Origin of the sequence: Jannaschia sp. W003 (genome assembly GCF_025144335.1) — a bacterium.
GTDB lineage: Bacteria > Pseudomonadota > Alphaproteobacteria > Rhodobacterales > Rhodobacteraceae > Jannaschia.
The window spans coordinates 3,033,882-3,054,532 of sequence record NZ_CP083539.1 but is presented as its reverse complement, the minus strand read 5'-3'; the positions used below and the strand labels follow the sequence as shown (position 1 = coordinate 3,054,532).

Sequence of the window (20,651 nt, the reverse complement as noted above, 5' to 3'; positions counted from 1 at the left end):
CCCGGCCGCGCGCGTCTAGACCCCCGCCGCCACGATCGCTTCGGCCAGCCGCGGCACCGTGGTCGCGTTGAGCCCCGCGATGTTCATGCGGCTGTCGCCCACCATGTACACCCCGTGCTCGCGCCGCATGGTCTCCACCTGCTCCGGGGTCGCGCCCAGGAGCGAGAACATGCCCCGGTGCTCGGCCAGGAAGCCGAAGCGGTCCGAGCCGATGCGGTCCCGCAGCTCGCGCGCGAGCTGCTCGCGCAGGCCGAGCATGGAGCCCCGCACCTCCTCCAGCTCGCCCGCCCAGTCGGCCCGGAGCGCGTCGTCGCCGAGGATCGTCTGCACCACCCGCGCCCCGTGGTCGGGCGGGAACGAGTAGTTGAGGCGGTTGAGGGAGGCGAGCGCGCCCTGCGTGACCTTGGCGTTCGCGGACAGCGCGATCAGCAGCCCGGTGCGCTCGCGGTAGATGCCGAAGTTCTTGGAGCACGACACGGCGATCAGTGCCTCGGGCACCCGGTCCACCAGGAGGCGCAGGCCGGCGGCATCCGCATCCAGCCCGTCGCCGAAGCCCTGGTAGGCGATGTCCACGAAGGCCACCGCGCCGCGCTCGGCGATCAGCTCGGCCACCGCGCGCCACTGGTCGAGCGCGAGGTTCGCGCCCGTGGGGTTGTGGCAGCACCCGTGCAGCACCACGGCGTCGCCGGCCACGACCTCGCCGAGGCTCTCCATCATGCCCGCGAAGTCCACGGCACCCGTGTCCGCGTCGAAGTAGCGGTAGCTGCGGCGCTTCAGCCCGACGTGGTCGACGATGGCGGGGTGGTTGGGCCAGGTCGGGTCCGACAGCCATACGGTGCAGTCGGGGCGGGCGAGGCGCATCAGCTCCATGCCCTGACGCACGGCACCGGTGCCGCCGGGGGTGGCGACCATCGACAGGCGCTCGCGGGGGGCGCGCCCGCCCAGCACCAGGCCCGAAAGGGCCTCGCCGAAGGCCGGGTCGCCCGCGAGACCGGTGTAGACCTTGGTGGTCTGCTCCTCGACGATGCGCCGCTCGGCCGCCTTCACGGCGCGCATCACGGGCGTGTTGCCGGAGGCGTCCTTGTAGACGCCCACGCCGAGGTCGATCTTGTTCTCGCGCGGATCCTCGCGGAACGCGGCCATCAGGGCGAGGATGCTGTCGGGCTTGCCGGGGCGCAGGGCGTCGAAGGTGGTCATGGGCCGGTCTCCACGGAGAGGTCTGGGTACATGCCCCACTCGGCCCAGGAGCCGTCGTAGAGCGCGTGGTCGGGATGGCCGAGGCGGGCGAGGGCGAGGTTCAGGATCGCCGCCGTCACGCCCGAGCCGCAGGAGGTGATGACGGGGCGCGCGAGGTCCACGCCCGCGGCGGCGAAGGCGGCGCGCAGGCCGGCCTCGTCCTTCATGGTGCCATCGGGGCGGAACAGCTCCGCGAAGGGCAGGTTGAGGGCGCCCGGCACGTGGCCGGCGCGCAGGCCCGGCCGCGGCTCGGGTGCCTCGCCGCGGAAGCGCGCGGCTGCGCGGGCGTCCACGATCTGGGCCGTGCCGAGCTTGGCGGCGCGGGCGACCTCGGTGACGTCGCGCATGGCTGCGGGGTCGCGGCGGGCGATCATGTGGCGGTCGCGGATCGCGGGCGGCTCGGACGAGAGGGGGCGGCCCTCGGCGCGCCACTTCGCCAGCCCGCCGTCGAGCACGGCCGCGCGCTGGCCGAACATCCGCAGGAGCCACCAGAGGCGCGGGGCCGAGAAGAGGCCGCCATCCCAGCCGTCGTAGACCACGATCGTGTGCCCGTCGCCCACGCCGAGGCGGCGCATGCGCGACAGGAACTTCTCGGTGGGCGGCGCCATGTGGGGTAGGGCGGAGCGGGCGTCGCTGACGTCGTCGAGGGCGACGAAGCGCGCGCCGGGGATGTGGGCGGCCTCGTACTCGGCGCGCGGGTCGCGGGCGGGGTCGAGGTACCACGAGGCGTCGATCACCCGCAGGTCGGGCGAGGGCAGCCGCGCGGCGAGCCACGCGGTGGAGACGAGGGTGGCGGGATCGTCGGTCACGGGCGGGCCTCCTTCGATGGCCGCCATAGCGCGAAGGGGGGCGAGGGGCGAGGAGGATCGGTCCAGTGGACCGATCCCGCCCCGAGCGCGGACGCCCCAGCGTCCGCGTCCAGCGGTGGGCGGGGGGCCTTTCGCATCGCCGCCCACCCCGCGGCGCCCCGGCCCTGCGCCGGGGCCTGTGGGTGGGGAACCTGCCGAGATCGCGGAGCGGTGCGCTTGTGGAGGGCAGAGGCCCCGGCTCGAGGCCGGGGCGGGGCGGGGCTGGGTGAACGTGAGGGGCGCATCCCCCCTCAGCTATGCTCCTTCAGCAGCCGCGCCTTCTGGCGCTGCCAGTCGCGCTTGGCGGCCGTCTCGCGCTTGTCGGCGACCTTCTTGCCCTTGCCGGTGCCCACCTTCAGCTTCACGATCCCGCGGTGGTTGAAGTACATCACCAGCGGCACGACGGTGTAGCCCTCGCGCTTGGTGGCGTTCCACAGGCGGGCGATCTCGCGGTTGCGGGCCAGCAGCTTGCGGCGGCGGCGCTCCTCGTGGCCCCAGGTGACCGCGGGCGCGTAGGTGGCGATGTGGGCGTTCACGAGCCACAGCTCGCCGTCCTTCACCTCGCAGTAGCTCTCGGCGATGTTGGCGCCCCCGCCCTCGCGCAGGGACTTCACCTCGGAGCCCTGCAGCATCACGCCCACCTCGAGGTCGTCCTCGATGGCGTACTCGTAGCGGGCGCGCCGGTTCTCGGCGACGATCTTGTAGTTGCGCTCTTCGGCGGTCTTGGTCTTGGCCATGGCCCCCACCTAGGCGGGGGCGGGGCCGCTGTCCACGGGAGCACCGCGGTCCACGGGCGCGCCGGTCAGTCCAGGAGGCCGGCGTGGCGCAGGGCGTCCGCGATGCGCTCGCGCGTGGCACTCGAGGCGGGGAGGAGCGGCAGGCGCACGTCCGGCTCGCAGCGGCCCAAGAGGGCGAGCGCGGTCTTGGCGCCGGTCACGCCGGGCTCCGCGAAGATGGCGCGGTGCAGGGGCATCAGCCGGTCCTGGATCCGCAAGGCTTCCGCGTAGTCGCCCCGCAGCGTCGCCTCCTGCATCTGCGCCAGCAGCCCCGGCGCCGCGTTGGCGGTGACCGAGATGCAGCCCACGCCGCCCTGCGCGTTGAACCCGTGCGCCGTGGCGTCCTCGCCGGACAGTTGCACGAAGTCCGCACCGCAGGAGGTGCGCTGGGCGCTCACGCGCGCGAGGTCGCCGGTCGCGTCCTTCACGCCGACGATGGCGGGGAGCTTGGAGAGCTCCCCCATGGTCTCGGGCGTCATGTCGACGACCGACCGGCCGGGGATGTTGTAGATGACGATCGGCAGCCCGACCTCGGCCAGCGCCGTGAAGTGGGCGACGAGGCCCGCTTGCGTGGGCTTGTTGTAGTAGGGCGTCACCACCAGCGCGCCGGCGGCGCCGACGCGCTTGGCGTGCTCCACGAAGCGCAGCGCCTCCACGGTGTTGTTGGAGCCCGCGCCCGCGATCACCGGAACCCGTCCGGCGGCCCGCTCCACCACCGCCTCGACCACGGCCTCGTGCTCGGCGTGGGTGAGCGTAGGGCTCTCGCCCGTGGTGCCGACGGGCACCAGTCCGTGCGAGCCTTCGGCGATCTGCCAGTCCACCAGCGCGCCCAGCGCCTCGAAGTCCACGGCGCCGCCCCGGAAGGGCGTGACGAGCGCGGGCATGGAGCCTTTGAACATGGGGGCGATCCTTCTGTGCGGGCCATGCCCCCTTACGCGCGGCGCGCGGGGCGGGGCAAGACGCGGGCCGCGCGCCGCAGCTCCTGCGCGGGGGCCGGGGGGCGGGGGAGGCGTGGCGGAACGCCGCCGAGTTTCTAGAGAATCTATTCACGGGTTGAGGCATTTGCGCTACACCCCGTTCCATGGCGCAAGGACGGCGACACGTCCGGCCGGGGACATCGAGGTGAGGGACAGACATGGCAATCCGACTTCTGCGCGCGGTTTGCGCCGCGGCGCTCCTGGGCGCTCCGGCGCCCGCATTCGCGACCGTCGACGGTGAGTTCCGGCTCGGGCTCGAGCACCTTCGCCAGGGCCGCGTGGACGCCGCTCGCGCCGCGATGTCGCGCACCGAGGACGCGGTGCTGCGCGACGTGATCCTGTGGCACCTGGTGCGCGACCGCGCCGCCGGCTGGCACGAGGCCACCGACTTCCTCCGCCGCAATCCCGACTGGCCGGCCCGCACCACGCTGCGCCGCCAGACCGAGCGCTCCATGCCCTCCGCCCTGCCGCCCGCCGAGGTGGTCGCCTTCTTCGAGGGCGAGCCGCCGGTCTCGCCCGAGGGCGTCCTGCGCCTCGCCGTGGCGCTGCGCGCGCTGGGCCGCGGGCCCGAGGCCGAGGCCCTCGCCGTGGAGCACTGGCTCACGGAGCCCATGCGCGCCGCCGCGCATTCCGGCTTCCTGTCGCTGTTCGGCGAGGCGCTCGCCCCCTTCCACGCCGCGCGCCTCGACGCGCTGCTGTGGTCCGAGGACTTCCAGAGCGCCGGCCGCATGCTCTCCCTCGTGCCCGCCGCCGAACGCAAGCTCGCCGAGGCGCGCATCGCGCTTCACGAGAACCGCCCCGGCGTGGACGCGACCATCGCCGCCGTGCCCGAGGCGCTGCAGGATCATCCTGGCCTCGCCTACGAGCGCTTCGCCTGGCGCCTGCGCAAGGGCCGCCGCGAGGGCGAGGGCGGCGCGCTGGAGATCCTGTTCCAGTTCGACGAGAGCGCCGACTCGCTCGGCCACCCCGCCGCCTGGGGCAAGCACCGCGAGCGCCTCGCACGCGGGCTGATGCAGGACGGCTTCGCCGAGGAGGGCTACCGCGTCGCGGCCCGCAACCACCTGCCCGACGGCGACCGCAACGTCGGCGGCATCGAGTGGCTCGCCGGCTACATGGCGCTGCGCCACCGCGGCGAGCCCGAGGTCGCCGCCGCGCACTTCGACCGCTTCGACGCGAACGTCGCTTCGCCCATCTCCAAGGGCCGTGCCGGCTACTGGCAGGGCCGCGCCTGGGAGGCCGCGGGCGACGCCGAGAAGGCCCGCGCCGCCTACGCCAAGGGGGCCGAGTACCAGACCAGCTTCTACGGCCAGCTCGCCGCCGAACGCGCGGACCTGCCCGCCGACCCGCTGCTCGCGGGCGCCGAGCAGTTCCCGCCCGTCGCCGAGACCTCGCTGAAGGACAGCACCGTGCTGCCGGCGGCGAAGCTCCTGGCCGAGGCCGGCTACCGCAACCTCGCGGAGCGTTTCGTGGTGGACCTCGCCGATGCCCTTCCCCGCCAGGAGATCGGCACCGCCATCGACGAGATCCTCTCGTGGGACGAGCCGCACCTGGCCCTGAAGATGGCCAAGCAGGCGGCGAGCCGGGGCTACGAGCTGCACCGCGGCTACTACCCCGTCACCGCCCTCGCGCAGATGGACAGCCCCGTTGCCCCGGAGCTGGCCCTGTCGATCGCCCGCCGGGAATCCGAGTTCGACCCCATCGTCGTCTCCCACGCCGGCGCGCGCGGGCTGATGCAGCTGATGCCCGGCACCGCCAAGGAGATGGCCGGCATGGTGGGCGTCTCCTACGAGCAGTGGCGCCTGACCGACGATCCGCTCTACAACGCCAAGCTCGGCACCGCCTACCTGGGCGAGCTGGAGGCCGAGTTCGGCGCCTCGCCGGTGCTGGTGCCGGCGGCCTACAACGCCGGGCCGTCGCGCGCGCGCCGCTGGTCGGGGCAGTTCGGCGATCCCTCGGACCCGGCGGTCGACATCGTGGACTGGATCGAGGACGTGCCGTTCGGCGAGACCCGCAACTACATCATGCGCGTCTCCGAGAGCCTGCTGCCCTACCGCGCCCAGCTCACCGGCGAGGCCGGCGAGGTGCGCCTGACGGACTGGCTCAAGAACGGCTACGGCGAGTTCCGCGCAGGCGCGATCAAGGCCACCCGCGGCGATGCCGCCGAAGACGCCGCCCCGGCCACCGCGGCCGAGTAGGCCGCCGCATCCGGTCGCCGCGCGAAGGGCCGTCCCTCAGGGGGCGGCCTTCTTGCTTGCCCGCGCCAGCGTGAAGAGGCCCGCCGCGATCACCAGGGCCGCGCCCCACAGGACGTTGGCGCGGATCGCCTCGCCGAACACCGTGATGCCGATCAGCGAGGCGAAGACCAGCTGCAGGTAGGCGAAGGGCTGCACCACGCTGGCCTCGGCGGCGGCGTAGGTGCGGATCAAGAGCCAGTGCCCCGCGACCCCGGTCACGCAGAGCACCGCCATCCAGCCCCAGTCCGGGCCGCTCATGGGCTCCCAGAACCAGATGCCGGCGGCGGTCATCGCCGCGGCCCCCACGGTGCCGGTCCAGAAGAACGACACCTCGGTGGGGTCGGTGCGCGAGGCGAGGCGGGTCAGCAGGTTGTAGAGCGCGAACAGCGCCGCCGAGGCCAGCGGCACCAGCACCAGCGGCGAGAACACCCCCGCGCCGGGCGCCAGGATGACGAGGACGCCCGCGAAGCCCGCCGCCACCGCCGTCCAGCGGCGCCATCCCACCCGCTCGCCGAGGAGCGGGCCGCTGAACACCGTCACGAGCAGCGGATAGACCGCGAACACCGCGTGGCTCTCGACGAGGCCCAGCAGCGTGAAGGCGGCGATCATCACGCAGACCTCGGCGGCCAGCAGCAGCCCCCGGACCGCCTGGAGCACGGGGCGCCGGGGCCGCGCGGCGCGGCGCAACCCGCCGGGCTGGCGCGCGGCGAGCGCGACCACGAAGGCGGCGAAGAACCAGTATCGGATCATCACCACCATCAGCACGTTGTACTCGCCCGCCAAGTGCCGAGAGATGCCGTCCTGCGCGGCGAACACGGCCGTGGTGGCGACCATCAGCGCGATGCCAAGGCGGTCGTTCGAGGCGGCGGGCTGAAAGGCCGCGGCCGTGAGGGCGGGACGGCTCACGGCATGCGCCCCGCGGTCATGTGGCGTTTGTTCGCGTATCCCGGGCGGCGCTCGACGTGGAAACCCGCCGCCTCCAGCGCCCGGCGCACGTGGCCGGCGGCGGTGTAGGTGGCGAAGGTGCCCCCCGGAGCGGTGTGACGCGCGACCTCGGCCATCAGCGCATCCTCCCAAAGCTCCGGGTTCCGGGCCGGTGCGAAGCCGTCGAGGAACCACGCGTCGGCCCGTCCCTCCCATGCGGGAAGGGTCTCGCGCGCGTCGCCGAACACGAGGCGGAGGTCGACGCTTCCGAGCGCGATCCGCTCCGAGGGCCATGCGTCGAGCAGGGGCGCCGCATCGAGCGCGTGAAAGGCGGCGAGGGCGCGGGCCATGTCGGCGCGCGCCATGGGGTGCAGCTCGAACGACGTCATCGCGATCGCCGGCCCGTCCCACGCGGCGGCCAGCACCAGCGCGTTCAGCCCCGTGCCGAACCCCAGCTCGGCCACCCGGAAGCCGGGGCGGAGGCGCGCGGGCAGGTCGTTGCCGCCGAGGAACACGTGCGCCGTCTCCTCGGCCCCGCCGCGCAGGGAGTAGTAGGGGTCGTCGAAGCGCGTGGCGACGGGCACGCCGTCGCGCCACGCGATCTCGGGTTCCTGCGCGTCGATCATCGGGCTACCTCCGCGGCGAGCCATGGAGCGGAGGGCGGCGCTTGGCAACGCGGGGCGCGGGATTGCGATGGAGGTGACGGTGCGCGGCGCCGGGGTGGCCGGACTGTCGGCGGCCTTCGCCTGCGCCCGGCGCGGAGCAAAGGTGCGCGTGGTCGACCCGCGCGGCGTGGGCGCGGGCGCCTCGGGCGGCGTGGTGGGCGCCCTGGCCCCGCATGTCCCTGAGAACTGGAACCCGAAGAAGGCGTTCCAGCTCGAGAGCCTGCTGATGTCCGCGGACTGGTGGGCCGCCGTCGCCGAGATCGGGGGCGGCGACCCCGGCTATGCGCGCGACGGACGGCTCCAGCCCGTGCCCGACGAGGCCGCGCGCGAGCGGGCCGAGGAGCGGGCGCGCGGGGCCGAGGCGCTCTGGCAGGGGCGCGCGACGTGGCGCGTCGAGACTTCGCCGGAGGGCTGGGGGCCGGGCACGGCGCTGGCGATCCGCGACTCCCTCAGCGGCCGGTTGCATCCCGAACGGGCGTGCCATGCGCTGGCCGATGCCATCCGCGCGCTGGGCGGCGAGGTGGTGCCCGAGGGCGAGGACCGCGGCGCGGTGATCCACGCCACCGGCTGGCGGGGGCTGGAGGCGTTGCGGAACGAGGCGGGCCGGCCGGCGGGTGCGGGCATCAAGGGGCAGGCGGCGGTGCTGGGGCTCGACCGGCGGGGCCTGCCGCAGCTCTTCGCGGACGGGCTGCACGTGGTGCCCCATGCGGACGGCACGGTGGCGGTGGGATCGACGTCGGAGCGCGCGTTCGACGGCGAGGCGACCACGGACGCGGCTCTCGACGACGTAGTGACGCGAGCGAGAGCGGCGGTGCCCGCGCTGCGGGACGCCCCGGTGCTGCGCCGCTGGGCCGGGGTGCGCCCCCGCGCGCGCAGCCGGGCGCCGATGCTGGGGGCCTGGCCGGGCCGCGCGGGGCACTTCGTGCACAACGGTGGCTTCAAGATCGGCTTCGGCGTGGCGCCGCTGTGTGCCGAGCTTCTGGCCGACCTTGTGCTGGAGGGCCGCGACGCGATCCCGGAGGGCTTCCGCGTCAAGGCGAGCCTCTGACGGTTACGGTAACGCCTCGCTAACGCTCGACTAGGGTCAGGTCGCCTCGCCCTCCATGCACAGCCGCCCGTCCGGCCCGCGTATCCAGAAGCGCGCTCTGTCCCGCATCACCTCGCCCCGCTCGCCCGCGAGCAGGGGCGCCGTGGCGCGGTAGCGGAAAGCGGCGACGTCGCCCGCGGCATGGATCAGCGCCTCGGCCAGCAGGGGGCCGTGCACCACCACGCCGCCGTGGCCCTCGACCTCGCGCGCGTAGGCGGCGTCGTAGTGGATGCGGTGGCCGTTGAAGGTGAGGGCCGAGAAGCGCAGCAAGGTGACGGGATCGGTCGGGACCGCGCCCAGCACCTCACCCTCGGGGGCCTCGGGTGGTGGTGGCGTGGCATCGCCCGGCGCGGGGTCGGGGCGATACACGAGGTCCTGCCGCTCCTCGACGCACAGACGGCCTCCTTGGGTGATCCAGTGCTCCAGCCGCAGGAGCGCGAACGGCCCCGTGCGCCCCGCCTTGCGCTCCAGCGAGAGCACCCGCGTCGCCTTCTCGGCCGGCTCGCCCGTCCGCAGGGGCGCAAACCAGCGCAGGGCCCCGCCGGCCCACATGCGGCGCGGGAACCCCGTCTCGGGGATCGGCGCGATGCCGGGGCGGGGGTGGCCGTCGCGGCCCAGGGCCTCGGGCGGATGCGCCTCCCAGAAGTGGGCGTGGTGCCAGAAGCGGGGCAGGGCGGCGCCGGGCGCGGGGCGCCCGAGCGTAGCGGCCATGGCGGCGGCCCGCGCGGGGTCCATGCGGTCCTCGACGACGTGGGGGGCGGAGGCATCCATGCCGCGAGGCAACAGGAGGTGCGGGTGAAAGTCGATGCCCACGATCACCTCGTGCCGACGGTCCGCGACCTGGATGGGGAGCCCGGTCGAGATTGGGTGACCCGGGAAGGGCTGGACACGCCCCGGATCCGATCCGGGGCCTTCGGGTGCCATTGGCACTCCGCTTCGCAATGGTGGTGCAGGTGATGGGCGGGGGGCCCGGCGCGAGGCCGGGGTGTTGCGGGGATTCACGGGCATCCGCCGTCCTCGACGGGGCGAACGCCGGGCGCGCGGTTCGAAGAAAGCAGGCCACGCCCCGGACCTGATCCGGGGCCTCGGGTTGCCGTGAGCGCTTCGCTCCGGAGCGGCAGCATCAGCGGCCGACGGAGGCCCCGGCGCGGGGCCAGGGCGTGGCGCGTCGCCGCCCCGCTGGACAGCCCCCACGCCTTCCCCCATCCCTCGACCGGGCAAACACGGAGGCACCCCCATGCGCCACGGCGGACGAATCCTCGCGGACCAGCTCCGCATCCAGGGCGTGGAGCGGGTGTTCTCCGTCCCGGGCGAGAGCTTCCTCGCCGCCCTCGACGGGCTCCACGGCGTGGGCATCCCCAACGTGGTCTGCCGGCAGGAGGGGGGCGCGACGATGATGGCGGATGCCACCGCGCGGCTCACGGGGCGGCCCGGGGTCGCCTTCGTCACGCGCGGGCCGGGCGCGACCAACGCGAGCGCGGGCCTGCACATCGCGCAGCAGGACTCGATCCCGCTCGTACTCTTCGTGGGCCAGATCGCCCGCGGGCACCGAGACCGCGAGGCCTTCCAGGAGGTCGATTATCGCGCCTTCCTCGGCCCCCTCGTGAAGTGGGCCGCCGAGATCGACGACACCCGCCGCATCCCCGAATACGTCGCGCGCGCCTTCTCGGTCGCCCGATCCGGGCGCCCCGGCCCGGTGGTGCTGGCGCTGCCCGAGGACATGCTGTCGGCCGAGGCCGACGTGCCCGACCGCCCCGCCGTCTCGGTGCCCGTGCCGGCCGTCCCCGACCTCTCGGAACTGGTCGAGCGGCTGCGGAAGGCCAAACGCCCGGTCGTGGTCGCGGGCGGGCCGGGCTGGACGGCGGAGGCCTCGGCGGCGCTCCAGGCTTGGGCCGAGCGCCACGGCCTGCCCGTGGCCGTCAGCTTCCGGCGGCAGGACGCGATCGACAACCGCTCGACTGCTTACGCCGGCGACCTCAACGTCGGCCCGAACCCCAAGCTCGCCGCGCGGCTTGCGGCGGCGGACGTGGTGCTGGCCCTCGGCACCCGGCTCGGGGACTGCGCGACCTTCGGCTACGAGACGCTGGACCCCGCAGCCCTCGACGCGGCGCTGATCCACGTTCACGCCGACCCGGACGAACTGAACCGCGTCTGGCCCACCGCGCTGCCAATCCTCGCCCGCGGGCCGGACGCGGCCCTCGCCCTCGCCGCGCGGAACGACGCGCCCATGGGCCACGACCCGCTCCCCGCGCGCGCCGACTACGACGCCTGGCGCACGCCGCGCGAGACGCCCGGCGCGGTGAAGCTGGAGCAGGTGATCCGCCACCTCGACGAGACGCTGCCCGAGGACGCCATCGTGGCGAACGGGGCGGGCAACTACGCGGCCTTCCTCCACCGCTACTACGGCTGGAAGGGCGCGGGCACGCAGCTCGCCCCCACCTCCGGCTCCATGGGCTACGGCCTGCCGGCGGCCATCGCCGCCTCGATCCACGACCCCGGACGGACGGTGGTCTGCATGGCCGGCGACGGTTGCCTGCAGATGACCGTGAACGAGATGTCGACGGCGGTGCAGCACGGCGCCACACCCATCGTCGTCGTCTGCGACAACGGCCGCTACGGCACGATCCGCATGCATCAGGAGCGGCACTACCCCAGCCGCGTCTCGGGCACCGACCTCGCGAACCCCGACTTCGCGGCGCTCGCCCGCGCCTATGGCGGCGAGGGCTGGACGGTGCGCGACCAGTCCGAGTTCGCGCCTGCGCTGGAGGCGGCGCGCGCCTGCGGCAAGCTGGCGGTGATCCACCTGCACCTCGACCCGCGGATGCTCAGCCCCGGCGCCGACCTGCCGGACTAGGGGTCGGTGCGGCGGAACACCAGCTCGCCGTCGGGGCCGCCCGAGAGGATCAGGACGCGGTCCGACGCCTCGGCCAGGGTCGCCCGCTCCAACGCGCCGAAGTAGCGCGTCTCGACGGCCAGCAGCGGGCAGGCGCGGCGGGTGGCGGCGACGGGGCCGAGCTCGATCCACGGATAGGGGGCGGTCTGCTCGGCTCGGAAGGCGTTGCAGGGGCCTTCGCCCACCGCCTCGCCCTCGGCCGGGAAGCGGATCGTGGCGCCCGGGGGGACCGGGTCGCCGCCGATGCTTTCCAGGGCCCAGACGGCCTCGCGGTCGCTGTAGCCCGAGATGGTCTCGTCGGGCCCGCAGGCGGCGACGACGAGGAGCACGGCGAGCACCCTCACATCAGCGCGCGGACCGCGGCGCGCACGGCCTCCTCGGGGGCGCGGTAGTCGAGGCCGAGCACGCGGTGCGCCTTGTCGCCCGAAAGCGGCTCGTCGCGGCCCAGCACGGGCACCGCGTCGCGCAGCACGGGGTCGAAGAGGGCGAGGCCCTTCACCAGAACCGCCGGCGCGGTGCGCGTGGGGATGCGGCGGCCCGGGGCCTCCTCGCGGGCGATCCGGGCGATGTCGGCGATCCACAGGGCGTCGGCGCTCAGCACGAAGCGCTCGCCCGCGGAGGCGGGGTCCTCGAGCGCTGCAAGGTGGGCGGCGGCCACGTCGCGCACGTCCACCACGTCGAGCTTGATGGGCGGCACCATCGGGTCCTTGCCGCCGAGCAGCCGCTCGATGAGCTGCAGCGAGGCGCCCCGCTCCTCGGCCATGGGCGGGCCGAGCACGAAGGCGGGGTTGAGCACGGTGAGCGCGAGGCCGTGCACGCCGGCGAGGCTCCATGCGAGGCGCTCGGCCTCCAGCTTGGAGCGCACGTAGGCGTTGGCGGCGGGGTGCGCGGGGTCGGTCCAGTCGCGCTCGTCGCGGGGACGGCCTTCGGGGCGGGGGCCGTGGATCACGGCGGCCACGGAGGAGGTCAGGACGACGCGGGCGACGCCGGCGTCCCGTGCCGCCTCCAGCGCGCGGCGGGTGCCGTCGACGGCAGGGCGCACGAGGACGTCCGGGTCGGCGGGGTCGGTGGCGAGCGGGAAGGGCGAGGCGGTGTGGACCACGGCGTCCACGCCGGTCGCGGCCTCGCGCCAGCCCGCGTCGTTCCCGAGGTCGAGGCGCACCAGCTCCAGCCGGTCGCCGGCGCCCGCGAAGAGCGCGCGCACCGCCTGCGCCGCACCTTCGGAGCGGACCGATCCGCGCACCCGGTGGCCGGCGTCGAGCAGCGCGCGGGCGGTGCGGCGTGCGACGAATCCGGAGATGCCGGTGAGAAGGACATGGGCCATGGGGCACCTCCCGGCGCGGACCGTGGGGGATGGGCGGGGTGGGGGCAAGGGGGGCGCCGGCGGCGGTGGCGGGGCCTTGCCGGGGTGGGGGTGGTCGGTCTGAGGGACAAGCCCCGGCTTTGCGCCGGGGCCTCCGCCTACCGTTGGCGCACCGCTCCGCGGCGGCAGCGCTGCCCTCGGCGTAGGCCCCGGCTCACGGCCGGCGCGTGCGGGTCGTCGTCCGTAGTCGGCTACGCAAGCAACCGACGCGCGATGACTTGCGCCTGAATCTCCGCTGCACCCTCGAAGATGTTCAGGATCCGGGCATCGCACAGAATCCGGCTGATCTTGTACTCCAGCGCGAAGCCGTTGCCGCCGTGGATCTGGAGCGCGTTGTCGGCCGCGGCCCATGCCACGCGGGCGCCGAGCAGCTTGGCCATGCCCGCCTCCAGGTCGCAGCGGTGGCCCTCGTCCTTGCGGCGGGCGGAGTGGTAGGTGAGCTGGCGCGTCACCATGATCTCGACCGCCATCATCGCCAGCTTGTCGGCCACGCGCGGGAAGGCGACGAGCGGCTTGCCGAACTGCTGGCGCGACTCGGCGTAGGCCAGCCCCTCGTCGAGCGCCGACTGGGCCACGCCGATGGCGCGGGCCGCGGTCTGGATGCGCGCCGACTCGAAGGTCTGCATGAGCTGCTTGAAGCCCTGGCCCTCGACCTCGCCGAGGAGGTTGGCGCCGGTGACGGGAAAGTCGTCGAAGTTGACCGTGTACTCCTTCATGCCCCGGTAGCCGAGCACCTCGATCTCGCCGCCCGAGAGCCCTTCGTCGGGGAAGGGGGCGGCGTCGGTCCCGGGGGTCTTGTCGGCCAGGAACATCGACAGGCCGCGCCAGTCGTCGGTACCCTCGACAGTGCGGGCCAGCACGGTCATCACGTGGGTGCGCGCGGCGTGGGTGATCCAGGTCTTGTTCCCCGTGATCCGCCAGTCGTCGCCGTCGGGGACCGCCTTCGTGCGCAAGCTCCCGAGGTCGGAGCCGGTGTTGGGCTCGGTGAACACGGCCGTGGGCAGCACCTCGCCGCTGGCCAACTTCGGCAACCAGTGGGCCTTCTGCGCTTCGGTGCCGCCCGCGAGCACCAGCTCGGCGGCGATTTCGGAGCGGGTGCCCAAGGAGCCGACGCCGATGTACCCGCGCGACAGCTCCTCGGAGACGACGCACATGGCGGCCTTGGGCATGCCGAGGCCGCCGTGCTCCTCGGGAATCGTCAGGCCGAACACGCCCAGCTCGGCCATCTCCTCGACGATCTCCATGGGGATCAGCTCGTCGCGCAGGTGCCAACCATGGGCGTGGGGGGCGACGCGGTCCGCCGCCCAGCGGCGGAACTGGTCGCGGATCATCTCCAGCTCCTCGTCCAGGCCGGTGGCGCCGAAGGTGGCGTTCGCGGTGGATTCGCGCAGGAGCGCCACGAGGCGGGCGCGGGCGGCGGGGGTGTTGCCGCCTGCGATCAGCGCATCCACGGCCGCTCCGCGGGGGCCTTCGATGCCGAGCGCCTCCGGGCGGGCGATCTCGCCTTGGCTCATGGGCAGGCCACCGCGGAGCTGTGCGAGGTACTCTCCGAAGGCGACCTGATGGATCAGCGCCTCGGCCTCGCCGAAGGCGCCCTCGGCCTCCAACCGCTCGGCCCAGGCCTGCATCTGCGCGAGCGCCTCGGCGTATGTGGCGATCCAGGCGAGGGCGTGGGCGGCGGTCTGCTCGCGCTCGAGGAGCGCCGCATCGACCGCGCCGTCCGGGGCGACGCGGGCCCGCACGGCGGCGGCGGCAGCGTCGCGCATCGTGCCAGCGGCGGCGGCGGCCTCGCGCGTGGTGTCGAGCAGGTCGCCCAGCGGGGTGGGGGCGAGGTCGGGGGTCATCTGGCCATCATGGGGCATCGGTCGGCTCCTGTCTCGCGGCCCCTCGGGGCGGCATCTCGCAGTTGCAGCGAAACATAGTTGCGGATGCCGCGGGTGCAAGCGGTGTTTCCTGTCCCGCCGCCCCCCCACTGGTGCGGCGCGGCGACACGGCGTAGGCCGGCGGCATGGACGCCCTTTCCCCGCTCGACTGGACCCTCGCCCTCGGGATCGCCCTCTTCGCCGGGGTGGTGAAGGGCATGGTGGGATTCGCATTGCCGCTGGTCCTGATCTCGGGCCTGTCGAGCTTCCTCGACCCGAAGCTGGCGCTGGCGGGCATCCTCGTGCCGGTGCTGGTGACGAACGGGTGGCAGACCTTCCGCACCGGGCTGGCCCCGGCCACGGAGGCGGCGCGGCTGCACTGGCGCTACCTCCTCATGGTGATCGTTGCGATCTTCGCCACGGCGCAGCTCGCGGCCAACCTCGGGCGCGAGACCTTCTTCCTCGTGCTCGGTATCCCCGTGGTGGCGCTGGCGCTGGTGCAACTTGCAGGGCTGCGGCTCCACGTGCCGCCGGGGCGGCGACGCGCGGCGGAGTGGGGCGTGGGCCTGGTCTCGGGCGTGCTGGGCGGGCTCGCGGGCACCTGGGGGCCGACGACGGTGCTGTTCCTGCTGGCGATCGACACGCCCAAGGTGCGGCAGATGGTGGTGCAGGGGGTGATCTACGGCGCGGGGTCGGTGGTGCTGGTGCTGGCGCACCTGCGCTCGGGGGTCCTGAACGCCGAGACGGCGCCGTTCTCGGCCGCGCTGCTCGCCCCGGCGCTCCTGGGCATGTGGGCGGGGTTCCGGCTGCAGGACCGCATGGACGCGTCGCTGTTCCGCCGGGCCACGCTGGTGCTGCTGGTGGTGGCGGGCGCGAACCTCGTGCGCAAGGGGCTCGCCGGTCTCTGACCGCTCAGGCGTTCAGCATCTCCAGGCACGCCGCGTCGACGCGGGCATTCGCGAAGCGGTCGCCCACGGTGAAGGGCACCTCAACCACGCGCTCGCCCTCGACCTCTATGCTGAAGGTCCAGGGGCCGGGCACCATCTCGTAGGGGTAGTCGAAGGTGAAGAGGTTGAGCGAGCGCTCGCCCCCCGCGGCGACCTGCGTCCAGCTCTCGCGGGTCACGCCCTCGGGTCCGGTCGGCGGGTGCTCCACCACGATCAGCAGCTCGGTCTCGGGCTCGCCCGCCTCCACCTCCACCCGCAGGCCGAAGCCGAGATGCTGCATGGCGGGGACCACGCGGTCGGGCAGGTCGAACTCTACCCCGGCCGAGAGGATGTCGACCGTGCCGGTCTGGGTGTCCGGCGCGGGGCGTTGCCCGGACGCCTCGCGCAGGGCGGGGCAGACGATGCCCGCCTCCACCAGCCGTACCCGGGCCTGCGCCGCCCCGAAGGGCAGGGCGCAGGCGAGCAGCAGCAGGGGGATCAGCCGAGGGCGCATGCCTTCACGTCGTCGTCGATGTGCCGGGCGTATTGCTGGAAGTTCCGCGCGAACATCTCGACCAGCTTCGCCGCCTGGGCGTCGTAGGCCTCCTTGTCGGTCCAGGTCCGGCGCGGGTCGAGCAGCACGTCGGCCACGCCCTCGGCGGAGCAGGGCACCTCGAAGCCGAAGTTCGGGTCGGTGCGGAAGCGCCCCTTCGCCAGCGAGCCGTTCAGGGCGGCGGTCAGCAGGGCGCGCGTGGCCTTGATCGGCATCCGGCTCCCGGTGCCGTAGGCGCCACCGGTCCAGCCGGTGTTCACCAGCCAGCAGTCCGAGCCGTGGCGCGCGATCTTGTCGCGCAGGAGGTTCCCGTAGACTTCGGGGCGGCGCGGCATGAAGGGCGCGCCGAAGCAGGTCGAGAAGGTCGGCTGCGGCTCGGTCACGCCGCGCTCGGTGCCCGCCACCTTGGAGGTGAACCCGGAGAGGAAGTGGTACATCGCCTGCGCCGGCGTCAGCCGCGCGATGGGGGGCAAGACGCCGTAGGCGTCGCAGGTGAGCATCACCACGTTGCGCGGGTGCCCGCCCAGGGCGGTCTCCGAGGCGTTCGAGATGTAGTCCAGCGGGTAGGCGCAGCGGGTGTTGGCGGTGATCGAGTCGTCCTCGAAGTCGAGCTCCAGCGTCTCGGGGTCGAACACCATGTTCTCGATCACGGTGCCGAACTTCGTGGTGGTGTCGTAGATCTCCGGCTCGGCGTCGCGGGAGAGGTTGATGGTCTTGGCGTAGCAGCCGCCCTCGAAGTTGAAGATGCCGCGCTCCGACCAGCCGTGCTCGTCGTCGCCGATCAGCACCCGGCCCGGGTCGGCCGAGAGCGTGGTCTTGCCGGTGCCCGACAGGCCGAAGAACACGGCCGCGTCCGTGGGCTTGCCGACTGCGTGGTTGGCCGAGCAGTGCATCGGCATCACGCCGCGCTCGGGCAGGATGTAGTTCAGCAGCGTGAACACCGACTTCTTGTTCTCGCCCGCGTACTCGGTGCCGCAGATCAGGATCTCGCGCGCCTCGAGGTTCAGGCAGATGGCCACCTCGGAGCGCACGCCGTGGCGCGCGGGGTCGGCCTTGAACGAGGGGCAGTTCACGATCGTGTACTCGGGCACGAAGGTGGCCAGCTCGGAGGCATCCGGGCGGCGCAGCATGTGGCGGATGAACAGCGAGTGCCACGCCAGCTCGGTCACCACGCGCACGTCGAGGCGGTGGGCCGGATCGGCGCCGCCGTAGAGGTCCTGTACGAAGAAGTCGCGGCCCCGCATGTGCGCGAGCATGTCGGCGCGCAGGGCGGCGAAGCCCTCGGGGGTCTGCGCGGCGTTGTTCTCCCACCAGATGGCGTCCTCGACGCCGGGGGTGCGCACCACGTGCTTGTCCTTGGGCGAGCGGCCCGTGAACGTGCCCGTTGAGACGTAGAGCGAGCCGCCGAGCCCGAGCGTGCCCTCGCCGCGTTCCAGCGCGGCCTGCACGATGGCGGGCTCGAGGAGGTTGTAGTGCACCTCGCCGAGGCCGGCGAAGCCCTGGGTCTCGAGCGTGTGGTCGGGATTGACGCGCTGGGTCATGGCGGGGTCCTCGCTCGGGGTCACGGCACGGCGGCGCCGGGCGCGGATTTCGTGCCCCGCGCAATGAATTAGCATCCCGCCGCCCTGCGGCATACCGATGGTTAGCGCAACCACCCGGCGCGGTGGCGCAAACATGCCCGGCGGCGAACCGGGCCGCGACTTAACCCGGCCTTAATGGCAGTCTCGCCACAGTCGACTCCGCCGCTGGGGTGATTCGCGATTATGGTTGCTTCCCGCGAGGGGAAGGCGGAAGTTGGGAAAAAAATAAGACGGCAGTAACAGGCAACGAGGACCACCAGCATGTCGAGGATCGCACTCGTCGACGACGACAGGAATATCCTGACGTCCGTTTCCATGACTCTTGAGGCCGAGGGCTTCGAGGTCGAGACCTACAACGACGGGCAGTCCGCCCTGGACGCGTTCAGCCGGCGGCTGCCGGATCTGGGCGTGTTCGACATCAAGATGCCCCGCATGGACGGCATGGACCTGCTGCAGCGCCTGCGCCAGAAGTCCTCCGTCCCGGTGATCTTCCTCACTTCCAAGGACGACGAGATCGACGAGGTGCTCGGCCTGCGCATGGGCGCCGACGACTACGTCCGCAAGCCCTTCTCGCAGCGTCTCCTGGTGGAGCGGATCCGCGCCATCCTGCGCCGCCAGGACGCCATCGCGTCGGACGAGGGCGAGACGCCCGAGGACACGCAGGTGATGATCCGCGGCGAACTGTCCATGGACCCGCTGCGCCACGCGGTGAAGTGGAAGGGGCGCGACGTGACCCTGACCGTGACCGAGTTCCTGCTGCTCCAGGCTCTGGCCCAGCGGCCCGGCTTCGTGAAGTCGCGCGACCAGCTGATGGACGTGGCCTACGACGATCAGGTCTACGTGGACGACCGGACCATCGACAGCCACATCAAGCGCCTGCGCAAGAAGATGCGCTCCGTCGATCCCGAGTTCTCGGCCATCGAGACGCTCTACGGCATCGGCTACCGCTACAACGAAGTCTGATCGGGAGGGCAGGGGGATGGCCTCCGTGACCGACTTGGAGGCGCCCGACCGGCGCTCCGCCGACGCCGGCGCGACCGGCTGGCGCAAGCGCGCCGCCGACGTCGTGCTCGGCGAGGACTGGGAGAGCCCGGAAGGCACCGAGGAGGAGCTGAGCGCGGCGCGCCGCCGCCGCGGCCTCATCTCGCTCGACCGTTCGCCCCTCGCCCGCAAGATCATCCTCTTCAACCTGCTCGCGATCCTCATGCTTGTCGCGGGCGTGCTGTTCCTGAACCCGTCGCGCGACAGCCTCGCCTCGCAGCGCGAGCGCGGGCTGGTGACCGAGGCGCGCCTCGTCGCCCGCATCCTCGAGACGACGATGCCCGCCGCCGAGGGCGTGCAGGCCGCGCTCGACGCCGTCGCGCTGCCCCCGTCGGTCGAGGTTCGCGTCTTCGACCCCGCCGGCCGCCCGATCGCCGGCGCGCGCGGCACCGCCGACATGGCCCCCGTGCGCGGCCTCGCCCCCGTGGCCGAGCGCTCCACCGTTCTCACGAGCCTCCTGAACGGCGTGTGGGAGCGGGCCGCGGGCCTGCTGTCGGGCGACGCGCCCGAGCGGCCCTCGAACGCCGCCGTGGCCCGCGACATCGTGCTCGGCGCCCGCCCCGGCGAGACGCTCGTGCGCCGCCACGAGGGCGAGGCAGGTCAGGCCTTCACCGTGGTCGCGCCCCTGGGCGACGGCACCATCGGCACCATCGCCGTGACGACCTCGGGCGGGGTGATCGACAGCTTGGTACGCGCCGAGCGCGAGCAGCTGCTCCAGATGTTCGTGATCGCGCTCATGGTCTCGATCGGCCTCAGCCTCCTGCTGGCGTCCACCATCGCCAACCCGCTCTCGGACCTCGCCGCGGCCGCCGAGTTGGGCCGCGACAAGAACGCCCGCAAGATGTCGCCCCAGCGGGTGCGCATCCCCGACCTCACGGCCCGCCCCGACGAGATCGGCCGCCTGTCCGGCGCCCTGCGCGGCATGGTCGCAGCCCTTTACGACCGCATCGACGCCAACGAGCAGTTCGCCGCGGACGTGGCCCACGAGATCAAGAACCCCCTCGCCAGCTTGCGCTCTGCCGTGGGCACCATGCGCCTCGCCAAGACCGACGAGCAGCGCGGCCGCCTCCTGGAGGTGATCGAGCACGACGTGCGGCGCCTCGACCGGCTGGTCTCCGACATCTCCAACGCGTCACGCCTCGACTCGGAGCTCGTGAAGGAGGAGGAGGAGCCGTTCGACCTGGTGAAGATGCTGCGCAACCTCACCGTCTACCACGCCGGCGAGGCCGAGGCGGACGAGATCGAGTTCATCACCGACCTGCCGCGCGAGCCCATCACCATCATGGGGCTCGAGGGTCGTCTGGCGCAGGTCTTCGTGAACCTCATCACCAACGCGCTCAGCTTCTGCGAGGAGGGCGACGCCGTGCGCGTCTGGATGCGCCGCCGCGACAACCGCGTGCTCGTGGTCGTCGAGGACACCGGCCCCGGCATTCCCGAAGCGGCGCTGACCAAGGTCTTCAACCGCTTCTACTCCGAGCGCCCCGTCCAGCAGTTCGGCAACCACTCCGGCCTCGGGCTGGCGATCTCGAAGCAGATCATCGAGGCCCATGGCGGCGTGATCTGGGCCGAGAACATCCGCCCCACCGACGCCGACGTCACCTCCGACCCGCTCGGCGCCCGCTTCGTGGTCGGCCTGCCGGTCTGATTTTGGGGCACGGGCGGTCCGTGCCTGTCCTCCTGGTCCTT

The 20,651-nt window shown here is 73.3% G+C and carries 18 protein-coding genes; 6 read left to right on the top strand and 12 right to left on the bottom strand.

The window, feature by feature from the left end; genetic code table 11:
* Positions 1-15 precede the first annotated feature (15 nt).
* The 4 genes from K3554_RS15145 to dapA form a co-directional block, all read right to left on the bottom strand.
* Positions 16-1,197, bottom strand: coding sequence for an amino acid aminotransferase (locus K3554_RS15145; RefSeq protein ID WP_259941749.1), 1,182 nt, complete (start codon positions 1,195-1,197; stop codon positions 16-18).
* Positions 1,194-2,045, bottom strand: coding sequence for a 3-mercaptopyruvate sulfurtransferase (gene sseA, locus K3554_RS15140; RefSeq protein WP_259941747.1), 852 nt, complete (start codon positions 2,043-2,045; stop codon positions 1,194-1,196). Before sseA ends, K3554_RS15145 begins: the two co-directional genes overlap by 4 nt.
* 290 nt (positions 2,046-2,335) lie before the next feature.
* A complete protein-coding gene (gene smpB / locus K3554_RS15135) occupies positions 2,336-2,821 on the bottom strand; it encodes an SsrA-binding protein SmpB (RefSeq protein WP_259941746.1) in 486 nt (161 codons plus the stop codon).
* 65 nt (positions 2,822-2,886) lie between these two features.
* Positions 2,887-3,759, bottom strand: a complete 873-nt coding sequence (gene dapA, locus K3554_RS15130) for a 4-hydroxy-tetrahydrodipicolinate synthase (RefSeq protein ID WP_259941744.1) — start codon at positions 3,757-3,759, stop codon at positions 2,887-2,889.
* Positions 3,760-3,995: 236 nt separating this feature from the next.
* On the opposite strand from dapA, the gene K3554_RS15125 reads away from it, so the two are divergent.
* Entirely contained in the window at positions 3,996-6,032 is a 2,037-nt protein-coding gene (locus K3554_RS15125; protein ID WP_259941742.1) for a lytic transglycosylase domain-containing protein, read from the top strand.
* Positions 6,033-6,068: 36 nt separating this feature from the next.
* Here K3554_RS15125 and K3554_RS15120 read toward each other — a convergent pair whose 3' ends face one another.
* Together K3554_RS15120 and mnmD are read right to left on the bottom strand one after the other, a co-directional pair.
* A complete protein-coding gene (locus K3554_RS15120) occupies positions 6,069-6,905 on the bottom strand; it encodes a DMT family transporter (RefSeq protein ID WP_259945979.1) in 837 nt (278 codons plus the stop codon).
* A gap of 68 nt (positions 6,906-6,973) precedes the next feature.
* The gene (gene mnmD / locus K3554_RS15115) at positions 6,974-7,621 is read right to left on the bottom strand and encodes a tRNA (5-methylaminomethyl-2-thiouridine)(34)-methyltransferase MnmD (RefSeq protein WP_259941740.1); all 648 of its coding nucleotides are present in this window, start codon (positions 7,619-7,621) and stop codon (positions 6,974-6,976) included.
* Between the two features lie 67 nt (positions 7,622-7,688).
* On the opposite strand from mnmD, the gene K3554_RS15110 reads away from it, so the two are divergent.
* Entirely contained in the window at positions 7,689-8,708 is a 1,020-nt protein-coding gene (locus tag K3554_RS15110) for an FAD-binding oxidoreductase (protein WP_259941738.1), read from the top strand.
* 36 nt (positions 8,709-8,744) lie between these two features.
* On the opposite strand, the gene K3554_RS15105 is transcribed toward K3554_RS15110, so the two are convergent.
* Positions 8,745-9,518: an acyl dehydratase gene (locus tag K3554_RS15105; RefSeq protein ID WP_259941736.1), complete on the bottom strand. Its 774-nt coding sequence runs from the start codon at positions 9,516-9,518 to the stop codon at positions 8,745-8,747.
* Positions 9,519-9,984: 466 nt separating this feature from the next.
* Between K3554_RS15105 and K3554_RS15100 the strand changes: the two genes are divergently transcribed.
* Complete coding sequence (locus tag K3554_RS15100) at positions 9,985-11,601, top strand: thiamine pyrophosphate-binding protein (protein ID WP_259941734.1); 1,617 nt, start codon at positions 9,985-9,987, stop codon at positions 11,599-11,601.
* On the opposite strand, the gene K3554_RS15095 is transcribed toward K3554_RS15100, so the two are convergent.
* The 3 genes from K3554_RS15095 to K3554_RS15085 all read right to left on the bottom strand — a co-directional run bounded on the left by K3554_RS15095 (position 11,598) and on the right by K3554_RS15085 (position 14,865).
* A complete protein-coding gene (locus K3554_RS15095; RefSeq protein ID WP_259941733.1) occupies positions 11,598-11,984 on the bottom strand; it encodes an META domain-containing protein in 387 nt (128 codons plus the stop codon). The genes K3554_RS15100 and K3554_RS15095 overlap by 4 nt on opposite strands.
* Positions 11,981-12,964, bottom strand: coding sequence for an NAD-dependent epimerase/dehydratase family protein (locus tag K3554_RS15090; protein ID WP_259941731.1), 984 nt, complete (start codon positions 12,962-12,964; stop codon positions 11,981-11,983). Before K3554_RS15090 ends, K3554_RS15095 begins: the two co-directional genes overlap by 4 nt.
* 230 nt (positions 12,965-13,194) lie before the next feature.
* Complete coding sequence (locus K3554_RS15085) at positions 13,195-14,865, bottom strand: acyl-CoA dehydrogenase family protein (protein ID WP_259941729.1); 1,671 nt, start codon at positions 14,863-14,865, stop codon at positions 13,195-13,197.
* Between the two features lie 146 nt (positions 14,866-15,011).
* Between K3554_RS15085 and K3554_RS15080 the strand changes: the two genes are divergently transcribed.
* Complete coding sequence (locus tag K3554_RS15080) at positions 15,012-15,773, top strand: sulfite exporter TauE/SafE family protein (RefSeq protein ID WP_259941727.1); 762 nt, start codon at positions 15,012-15,014, stop codon at positions 15,771-15,773.
* Positions 15,774-15,777: 4 nt separating this feature from the next.
* Here K3554_RS15080 and K3554_RS15075 read toward each other — a convergent pair whose 3' ends face one another.
* Positions 15,778-16,305: a DUF3859 domain-containing protein gene (locus tag K3554_RS15075; protein WP_259941725.1), complete on the bottom strand. Its 528-nt coding sequence runs from the start codon at positions 16,303-16,305 to the stop codon at positions 15,778-15,780.
* Positions 16,290-17,885 carry a phosphoenolpyruvate carboxykinase gene (locus K3554_RS15070; RefSeq protein ID WP_259945978.1) on the bottom strand — a complete coding sequence of 532 codons (1,596 nt, stop codon included), beginning with the start codon at positions 17,883-17,885 and terminating at the stop codon, positions 16,290-16,292. Before K3554_RS15070 ends, K3554_RS15075 begins: the two co-directional genes overlap by 16 nt.
* A 300-nt stretch (positions 17,886-18,185) precedes the next feature.
* On the opposite strand from K3554_RS15070, the gene K3554_RS15065 reads away from it, so the two are divergent.
* Complete coding sequence (locus tag K3554_RS15065; RefSeq protein ID WP_259941723.1) at positions 18,186-18,887, top strand: response regulator transcription factor; 702 nt, start codon at positions 18,186-18,188, stop codon at positions 18,885-18,887.
* A gap of 25 nt (positions 18,888-18,912) precedes the next feature.
* Entirely contained in the window at positions 18,913-20,610 is a 1,698-nt protein-coding gene (locus K3554_RS15060; protein ID WP_409197323.1) for a sensor N-terminal transmembrane domain-containing protein, read from the top strand.
* The last annotated feature ends 41 nt before the right edge of the window (positions 20,611-20,651 follow it).

Coding starts and splice junctions, on each gene's coding strand:
- smpB (WP_259941746.1), bottom strand. CDS start 2,821: ATGGCCAAGACCAAGACCGCCGAAGAGCGCAACTACAAGATCGTCGCC.
- K3554_RS15110 (WP_259941738.1), top strand. CDS start 7,689: ATGGAGGTGACGGTGCGCGGCGCCGGGGTGGCCGGACTGTCGGCGGCC.
- K3554_RS15075 (WP_259941725.1), bottom strand. CDS start 16,305: ATGCGCCCTCGGCTGATCCCCCTGCTGCTGCTCGCCTGCGCCCTGCCC.
- K3554_RS15080 (WP_259941727.1), top strand. CDS start 15,012: ATGGACGCCCTTTCCCCGCTCGACTGGACCCTCGCCCTCGGGATCGCC.
- K3554_RS15085 (WP_259941729.1), bottom strand. CDS start 14,865: ATGCCCCATGATGGCCAGATGACCCCCGACCTCGCCCCCACCCCGCTG.
- K3554_RS15100 (WP_259941734.1), top strand. CDS start 9,985: ATGCGCCACGGCGGACGAATCCTCGCGGACCAGCTCCGCATCCAGGGC.
- K3554_RS15125 (WP_259941742.1), top strand. CDS start 3,996: ATGGCAATCCGACTTCTGCGCGCGGTTTGCGCCGCGGCGCTCCTGGGC.
- dapA (WP_259941744.1), bottom strand. CDS start 3,759: ATGTTCAAAGGCTCCATGCCCGCGCTCGTCACGCCCTTCCGGGGCGGC.
- K3554_RS15070 (WP_259945978.1), bottom strand. CDS start 17,885: ATGACCCAGCGCGTCAATCCCGACCACACGCTCGAGACCCAGGGCTTC.
- K3554_RS15090 (WP_259941731.1), bottom strand. CDS start 12,964: ATGGCCCATGTCCTTCTCACCGGCATCTCCGGATTCGTCGCACGCCGC.
- K3554_RS15145 (WP_259941749.1), bottom strand. CDS start 1,197: ATGACCACCTTCGACGCCCTGCGCCCCGGCAAGCCCGACAGCATCCTC.
- K3554_RS15105 (WP_259941736.1), bottom strand. CDS start 9,518: ATGGATGCCTCCGCCCCCCACGTCGTCGAGGACCGCATGGACCCCGCG.
- K3554_RS15065 (WP_259941723.1), top strand. CDS start 18,186: ATGTCGAGGATCGCACTCGTCGACGACGACAGGAATATCCTGACGTCC.
- mnmD (WP_259941740.1), bottom strand. CDS start 7,621: ATGATCGACGCGCAGGAACCCGAGATCGCGTGGCGCGACGGCGTGCCC.
- K3554_RS15120 (WP_259945979.1), bottom strand. CDS start 6,905: ATGGTCGCCACCACGGCCGTGTTCGCCGCGCAGGACGGCATCTCTCGG.